Annotated in this window: 6 protein-coding genes and 1 pseudogene; 6 read left to right on the top strand and 1 reads right to left on the bottom strand. The window is 66.7% G+C overall.

The annotated features are described in order from the left end of the window. A pseudogene (locus AC3A5Z_RS12170) lies at positions 1–303 on the top strand (hypothetical protein); the annotation flags it as partial. Between the two features lie 111 nt (positions 304–414). On the opposite strand, the gene AC3A5Z_RS12165 reads toward AC3A5Z_RS12170, so the two are convergent. Beyond that, positions 415–1,245, bottom strand: a complete 831-nt coding sequence (locus AC3A5Z_RS12165) for an alpha/beta fold hydrolase (RefSeq protein ID WP_487519591.1) — start codon at positions 1,243–1,245, stop codon at positions 415–417. A gap of 183 nt (positions 1,246–1,428) precedes the next feature. On the opposite strand from AC3A5Z_RS12165, the gene AC3A5Z_RS12160 reads away from it, so the two are divergent. From AC3A5Z_RS12160 to AC3A5Z_RS12140, 5 genes are all read left to right on the top strand, one after another. Continuing rightward, complete coding sequence (locus AC3A5Z_RS12160; RefSeq protein ID WP_487519590.1) at positions 1,429–2,418, top strand: GlxA family transcriptional regulator; 990 nt, start codon at positions 1,429–1,431, stop codon at positions 2,416–2,418. 76 nt (positions 2,419–2,494) lie between these two features. Then, the gene (locus tag AC3A5Z_RS12155; protein ID WP_487519589.1) at positions 2,495–3,184 is read left to right on the top strand and encodes a GntR family transcriptional regulator; all 690 of its coding nucleotides are present in this window, start codon (positions 2,495–2,497) and stop codon (positions 3,182–3,184) included. A 46-nt stretch (positions 3,185–3,230) separates the two neighbouring features. Beyond that, positions 3,231–4,205, top strand: coding sequence for a TRAP transporter substrate-binding protein (locus AC3A5Z_RS12150; protein WP_487519588.1), 975 nt, complete (start codon positions 3,231–3,233; stop codon positions 4,203–4,205). 53 nt (positions 4,206–4,258) lie between these two features. Beyond that, positions 4,259–4,759 carry a TRAP transporter small permease gene (locus AC3A5Z_RS12145; RefSeq protein ID WP_487519587.1) on the top strand — a complete coding sequence of 167 codons (501 nt, stop codon included), beginning with the start codon at positions 4,259–4,261 and terminating at the stop codon, positions 4,757–4,759. Further along, positions 4,759–6,036, top strand: a complete 1,278-nt coding sequence (locus tag AC3A5Z_RS12140; protein WP_487519586.1) for a TRAP transporter large permease — start codon at positions 4,759–4,761, stop codon at positions 6,034–6,036. Before AC3A5Z_RS12145 ends, AC3A5Z_RS12140 begins: the two co-directional genes overlap by 1 nt.

Here is a 6,036-nt window from a genome sequence, read left to right as displayed (position 1 = left end):
GGCACCACGTCGATGCACCACAACAGCGCCATGCGGATCGGCCGCGACGACGCCTGCGCCGAGGGCGGCGGCGCGCAGCTCGTCTCGCTGGGCGGGATGAGCTTTGCCGGCAATCTGGAGATCTACGGCAGCCAGCTGCTCGCTGCGGGTGAGATCAAGTTCGCCGCCAACGCCGATGGCATCCAGGGCGCGTCGCTGGTTGCGGGCGGGATGATCGACGGCACGAGCAACATGTCGATGGGCTTCTGCGGCACCGGCATGGATGCGAACTATCAGGCGGATTACTTCAAGCTGGTGCAGTAGCCGGGAGGCGGACCCTCGACAGCCGGATGGTCGGCGGCCGCCTCGCGCGACGGGGCGGTGCTGACGGGAAAAGGGGGCAGACGGGCTGCCCCCTTTCCATTTCGCGATGCCTCAGGCCCGGGCGAAGGCCAGCAGGTCGGGGTTGAGCACCTCCGGATGGGTGGCGAAGAGGCCGTGGGAGAGGCCGGGATAGGTCTTCAGCGTGCCGTTCCGCAGCAGCTTGATCGCCAGATGGGCGGAGTTGGCGATGGGCACCAGCTGGTCATCCTCGCCGTGCAGCACCAGGACCGGGATGGTCAGCGCCTTCAGATCCTCGGTGAAATCGGTTTCCGAGAAGGCCTTGATGCAGTCGTAATGCGCCTTGGCGCCGCCTGCCATGCCCTGCCGCCACCAGTTCTGCACCAGCCCCTCGCTCACCTTGGCGCCCTCGCGGTTGAAGCCGTAGAACGGGCCGGAGGCGATATCGAGGAAGAACTGCGCCCGGTTGGCGATCAGCGAAGCGCGGAAGCCGTCGAAGACTTCGAGCGGGATGCCCTCGGGGTTGGCTTCGGTCTTCAGCATGATCGGCGGCACCGCGCCGATCAGCACGGCCTTGGCGATGCGGCCCGGCTCGGCCCGGGCGGCGTAGCGCGCCACCTCGCCCCCGCCGGTCGAGTGGCCGATGTGGATCGCGTTTTTCAGGTCCAGCGCCAGGGCCAGTTCGACCACGTCCTGCGCATAGGTGTCCATGTCGTTGCCGCTGTCGGTCTGGTCCGAGCGGCCATGGCCGCGGCGGTCATGGGCGATGACGCGGTAGCCCTGCTCGAGGAAGTAGAGCATCTGGGTGTCCCAGTCGTCGGCCGACAGCGGCCAGCCGTGGTGGAAGACGACGGGCTGCGCATCGCGCGGGCCCCAGTCCTTGTAGAAGAGGGTCGTGCCGTCCTGGGTCTTGATCGTGGCCATGATGAGGTCTCCTTGGGTTTGAGCGTGGGAAGGGCGGTGGAGGAGCAGGAGGGCAGCGGCTGCGGCGCCGGTGCCAAGCAGGCTGCGTCTCGTCAGATCGAAGGTCATGTCGCTGTCTCTCTTGCTGTTCGGTATGGACAAGCTAACCCCCGCGCGGCAGGAAGGGGCGTGGCGGAAATGACAATGAGCGGGGGTAAACGGACAATGGCACCGCAGGTGACGCTGGTGGCCGATATCGGCCTTCTGATCTACCCGGACTGCCAACTGGCGGCGATCTACGGGCTGACCGACCTGTTCCGCATCGCGGGGGATTGCGCGGGCGAGCCGGCGCGCGCCGTCCGCGTCTCGCATTGGCAGGCGGATGCCGGCGGAGTCCGCTGCGTCTGGGACAGCCATCCGGGCGCGGAGCATCGGCTCACCCATGTCATCGCCCCGCCGAGCATCATCATGCCTGAGCGCATGGCTCCGGCCCCTGCCGCCGCCCGCTGGCTGCGCGCGCAGCATGCCGGGGGGGCGACGCTCTGCTCGGTCTGTGCCGGGGCCTTCGTGCTGGCCGAGACCGGGCTGATCGACGGGCGCCGCGCCACGACGCATTGGGCGTTCGCCCGGCAACTGGCCGAGCGCTTTCCCAAGGTGCATCTGGCCGAGGAGCACATGGTGCTGGACGAGGGCGACATCATCACGGCGGGCGGCATCCTCGCCTGGGCCGATCTGGGGCTGACGCTGGTGGGGCGGCTGCTCGGCCCGGCGACGATGCTGGCCACGGCGCGCTTCCTGCTGATCGAGCCGCCGCGCGGCAGCCAGCGGCCCTTCGCGCAATTCGTGCCGCGCTTCGACCATGGCGACGAGGCGATCCGCCAGAGCCAGCACCATATCCATGCCCAGGCGGCGAGCCTGCAGGGCGTGGCCGATCTGGCGGCGCGGGCCGGGATGACCGGGCGCACCTATCTGCGCCGTTTCAGTGCCGCGACGGGTTTCACCCCGGTCGAATACCTTCAGCAGGTCCGCATCGCCAAGGCGCGCGAGGCGCTGGAGCGCTCGCTGGTGCCGGTGGACCGGATCGCATGGGATGTCGGCTATTCCGACCCGGCCGCGTTCCGCAAGCTGTTCCAGAAGCTGACCGGCCTGCCGCCCGCCGCCTATCGCCAGCAGTTCGGCATCGCTGCGGGGTAGGGGCGGGGGACTGGGCCAAGTCGGGGCTGGACTGGTATGGTAGTATGGTATATGCAGGGCGCGGGGAGGAGAGCGCATGCAAGAACGGATCGTCAAACCTGTCACGCTGCGGCCTCAGGGCCCCAGCATCGTCGACCAGCTCTATACCGCGCTCCGCTCCGCGATCATCGACAACGCGTTGAGCCCGGGCGAGCGCCTCTCCGAAGCCGAGACGGCGCAGAAATTCGGCACCAGCCGCCAGCCGGTGCGCGAGGCCTTCATCTCGCTGGCCCATGAGGGGCTGCTCGAGGTCCGACCGCAGCGCGGCACCTTCATCGCCAAGATCTCGCTTGCCGACGTGATGGACGCGCGGTTCGTGCGCGAGGCGATCGAGGCCGATATCGTGAAGCTCCTCGCCTCGGCGCCGGATCCCGCGCTGACGGCGGAGCTGAAGCGTCAGGTGACCGCCCAGCAGGATCTGGTCGGGCGGTCGGCGCGTGATTTCATGGATGCGGACGAGGTCTTTCACCGCACGCTGGCCGAGGCGGCCGGCAAGGGCAAGGCCTGGCGCATCGTGGTGGACATGAAGGGCCAGATGGACAGGGTGCGCTTCCTGTCCAGCATGCATTTCCCTGTCGACCGGCTGATCCAGCAGCATCTCGAGGTGATCGAGGGCATCGCTGCCGGGGATGCGGAGCGCGCCGAGCAGGCGATGCGGCTGCATCTGCAGGGCATCCTGACGGATCTTCCGGTCATCCGGCAGGAAAGACCCGAGTATTTTCTGTAACTCCCGGCGTTCGCGGGAAGACCTACCATCCTGGAGGAGGATTGACATGACATTTCAGAAACTGACCCGCATTGCGGCCACCTGTGCCGTCGCGGCGCTGATGGGCGGCACGGCCCTCGCGCAGGAGGTGACGCTGAAGCTCGGCCATCTCGCGAACGAAGAGAACATCTGGCACAAGGCCTCGCTGAAGTTCGCCGAAGAGGTGAACACGCTGACCGAGGGCCGCGTGGCCGTCGAGGTCTATCCCAACGAGTCGCTCGGCAAGGAGATCGACGTCATCAACGGCATGCAGCTGGGCACCGCCGACATGACGATCACCGGCGAGAGCCTGCAGAACTGGGCGCCGACCGCCGCGCTGCTGGCGCTGCCCTATGCCTACAAGTCGCTCGAGCACATGGACGAGGTCGCCTCGGGCGAGATCGGCAAGCAGATCGAGGAAGAGATCATCGCCAAGGCCGCGATCCGTCCGCTGACCTACTTTGCCCGTGGCCCGCGCAACCTTTCGGCCAGCCGCGAGATCACCAAGCCGGAAGATCTGAACGGCTTCCGCCTGCGCGTGCCGAACGTGCCGCTGTTCGTCGCCGCCTGGCAGGCGATCGGCGCCAACCCGACGCCGATGGCCTTTTCCGAGGTCTTCACCTCGCTGCAGAACGGCACGATCGACGGGCAGGAAAACCCGCTGGCGCTGTTCAAGTCGGGCGGCTTCTACGAGGTGCAGAAGGTCATCAACAAGACCGAGCACGTGCGCTCGTGGATCTACCTGACCATCTCGGAGATGAGCTGGGAGAAGCTGTCGGAAGCCGATCAGGCAGCGCTGATGGAAGCTGCCAAGCGCACGCAGGCCTATGAGCGCGAGCTGTTTACCGCCGACGAGACCGCGCTTGTCGCCGATCTCGAGGCGCAGGGCGTAAAGTTCGTCGAGGTCGATCAGGCCGCCTTCGCCGCCAAGGCGCGCGATGCGGTGATCGGGTCGGTGGCCGAGGACATCCGTCCGCTGGTCGAGACGATCTTCAACAACTGACACCAGAGCGCCGTGCCGGAACGGGTCCGGCACGGCAACCTGCGGAGATTTGCATGACACACGCATTCAAGGGGCTCGAGGGGCTGTGCCGCCTCCTGATCCTGGCAGCCTTCCTGTTGCTTTCGGCCTCGGTGCTGCTGCAGGTCTTCGCCCGGACCTTTCTGAGCACGGCGCCGGTCTGGACCGAGGAGCTGACCCGGTTCTGCCTGCTCTACATCGCGGCCTTCGGCGCGGGACTGGCGCTGCGCAGCGGCGACATGGTCAATGTCGACCTGATCTCGGAGAACCTACCGGGGCGTGGCCCTTGGGTGCTGCGGCTGATCTGCGCGATGCTGACGGTGATTTTCTCGGGGCTGTTGTTGTCGGCGGCCTGGGATTACATGCGCATCGGCGTGCGGCAGAGCGCGCCCTCGCTCGGCTGGCGGATGGATTTCATCCATGCCTCCATGCTCGTCCTTCTGCTGACCCTCGGTCTCTGGGCACTGATGCGTGTCTTCGAGATGCTGACGGGCCGCCATGACGGCCGGCCCATTCCCACCTCGGAGGAAAACTGATGGGTCTGACCCTGCTTCTCAGCGTCTTCGTCCTCGGGCTGGCGATCGGCCTGCCGGTGGCGGTGACGCTTGGCCTCTCGTCGATGGCCTATCTGATCTTCGCCGACATCCCGCTCGTCGTCATTCCGCAGAAGATGTATGCCGGGATGGACAGCTTCGTGCTGCTCTGCATTCCGGGCTTCATCCTTGCCGGCAACCTGATGAACTCGGGCGGCATCACCGAGCGGATCATCCGCTTTGCGAACGCTCTCGTCGGCTGGATGCGCGGCGGGCTGGCGCAGGCCAACATCGCCGCCTCGATGCTGTTCGGCGGCATCTCCGGCACGGCGGTGGCGGATGTGGCGTCGGTCGGCGGCATGATGATCCCCGGCATGAAGAAGGCGGGCTATCCCGGCGCCTTCTCGGCGGCGGTCACCGCGGCCTCCTCCACCGTGGGGCCAATGATCCCGCCCAGCGTGCCGATGATCATCGTGGGCTCGCTCTCGGGTCTCTCGGTGGGCAAGCTGTTCCTCGCGGGGGCGGTGCCCGGCCTGCTGATGGGCTTTGCGATGATGGTTACCACCTATTTCATCGCCAAGAAGCGCAGCTTCCCGCGCGAGAGCTGGAAGGGGGTCTCGGAGCTCTTCTCCTCCTTCACCGGGGCGATCTGGGCCATCGCGATGACGGTGCTGATCGTCGGCGGGCTCCTGATCGGCATCACCACCCCGACCGAGACCGCGGTGGTCGCCTGTCTCTATGCGGCGCTGGTCGGGCTCTTCGTCTATCGCGAGCTTCCCCTGGCGCGGGTGCCCAAGATCATCATCGACAGCGCGGTCAGCTCCTCGGGCATTCTGGTGCTGGTCGGCACCGCCAATGTCTTCGGCTGGATCCTCGTGTCTGAGCGCATCCCGCAGATGCTGGCCGATGCGGTGCTCTCGTTCACCGACAACAAGTTCGTGGTGATCCTGCTGATCAACGTCCTGCTGCTGTTCGTCGGCATGTTCATGGAGACGATCGCCGCGCTGATCATCCTCTTCGTGCCGCTGCAGGCGCTGGCCATGGCCGTGGGGATCGACCCGCTGCACTTCGCCTGTTTCGCGGTGCTGAACCTGATGATCGGCCTGACGACGCCGCCGGTCGGGGTCTGCCTGTTCGTCGCGGCCAATATCGCGCGGCTGCCGCTCTCGCCGGTGATCCGGGCGATCACGCCCTACATCATCACCAATCTCATCGTCCTTCTGATGGTCAGCTACGTGCCGCCTCTGGCGACCTGGCTGCCCAACACCCTGATGCCCTGA

The organism is Cereibacter sp. Soil_C_27 (assembly GCF_057657095.1).
The sequence above is the reverse complement of the archived record's forward strand: the minus strand, read 5'-3'. Positions and strand labels throughout refer to the sequence as shown.

What these genes read in the sequence shown, in the direction of transcription:
- AC3A5Z_RS12165 (WP_487519591.1), bottom strand. Translation starts at nt 1,245, where the DNA reads ATGGCCACGATCAAGACCCAGGACGGCACGACCCTCTTCTACAAGGAC.
- AC3A5Z_RS12160 (WP_487519590.1), top strand. Translation starts at nt 1,429, where the DNA reads ATGAGCGGGGGTAAACGGACAATGGCACCGCAGGTGACGCTGGTGGCC.
- AC3A5Z_RS12155 (WP_487519589.1), top strand. Translation starts at nt 2,495, where the DNA reads ATGCAAGAACGGATCGTCAAACCTGTCACGCTGCGGCCTCAGGGCCCC.
- AC3A5Z_RS12150 (WP_487519588.1), top strand. Translation starts at nt 3,231, where the DNA reads ATGACATTTCAGAAACTGACCCGCATTGCGGCCACCTGTGCCGTCGCG.
- AC3A5Z_RS12145 (WP_487519587.1), top strand. Translation starts at nt 4,259, where the DNA reads ATGACACACGCATTCAAGGGGCTCGAGGGGCTGTGCCGCCTCCTGATC.
- AC3A5Z_RS12140 (WP_487519586.1), top strand. Translation starts at nt 4,759, where the DNA reads ATGGGTCTGACCCTGCTTCTCAGCGTCTTCGTCCTCGGGCTGGCGATC.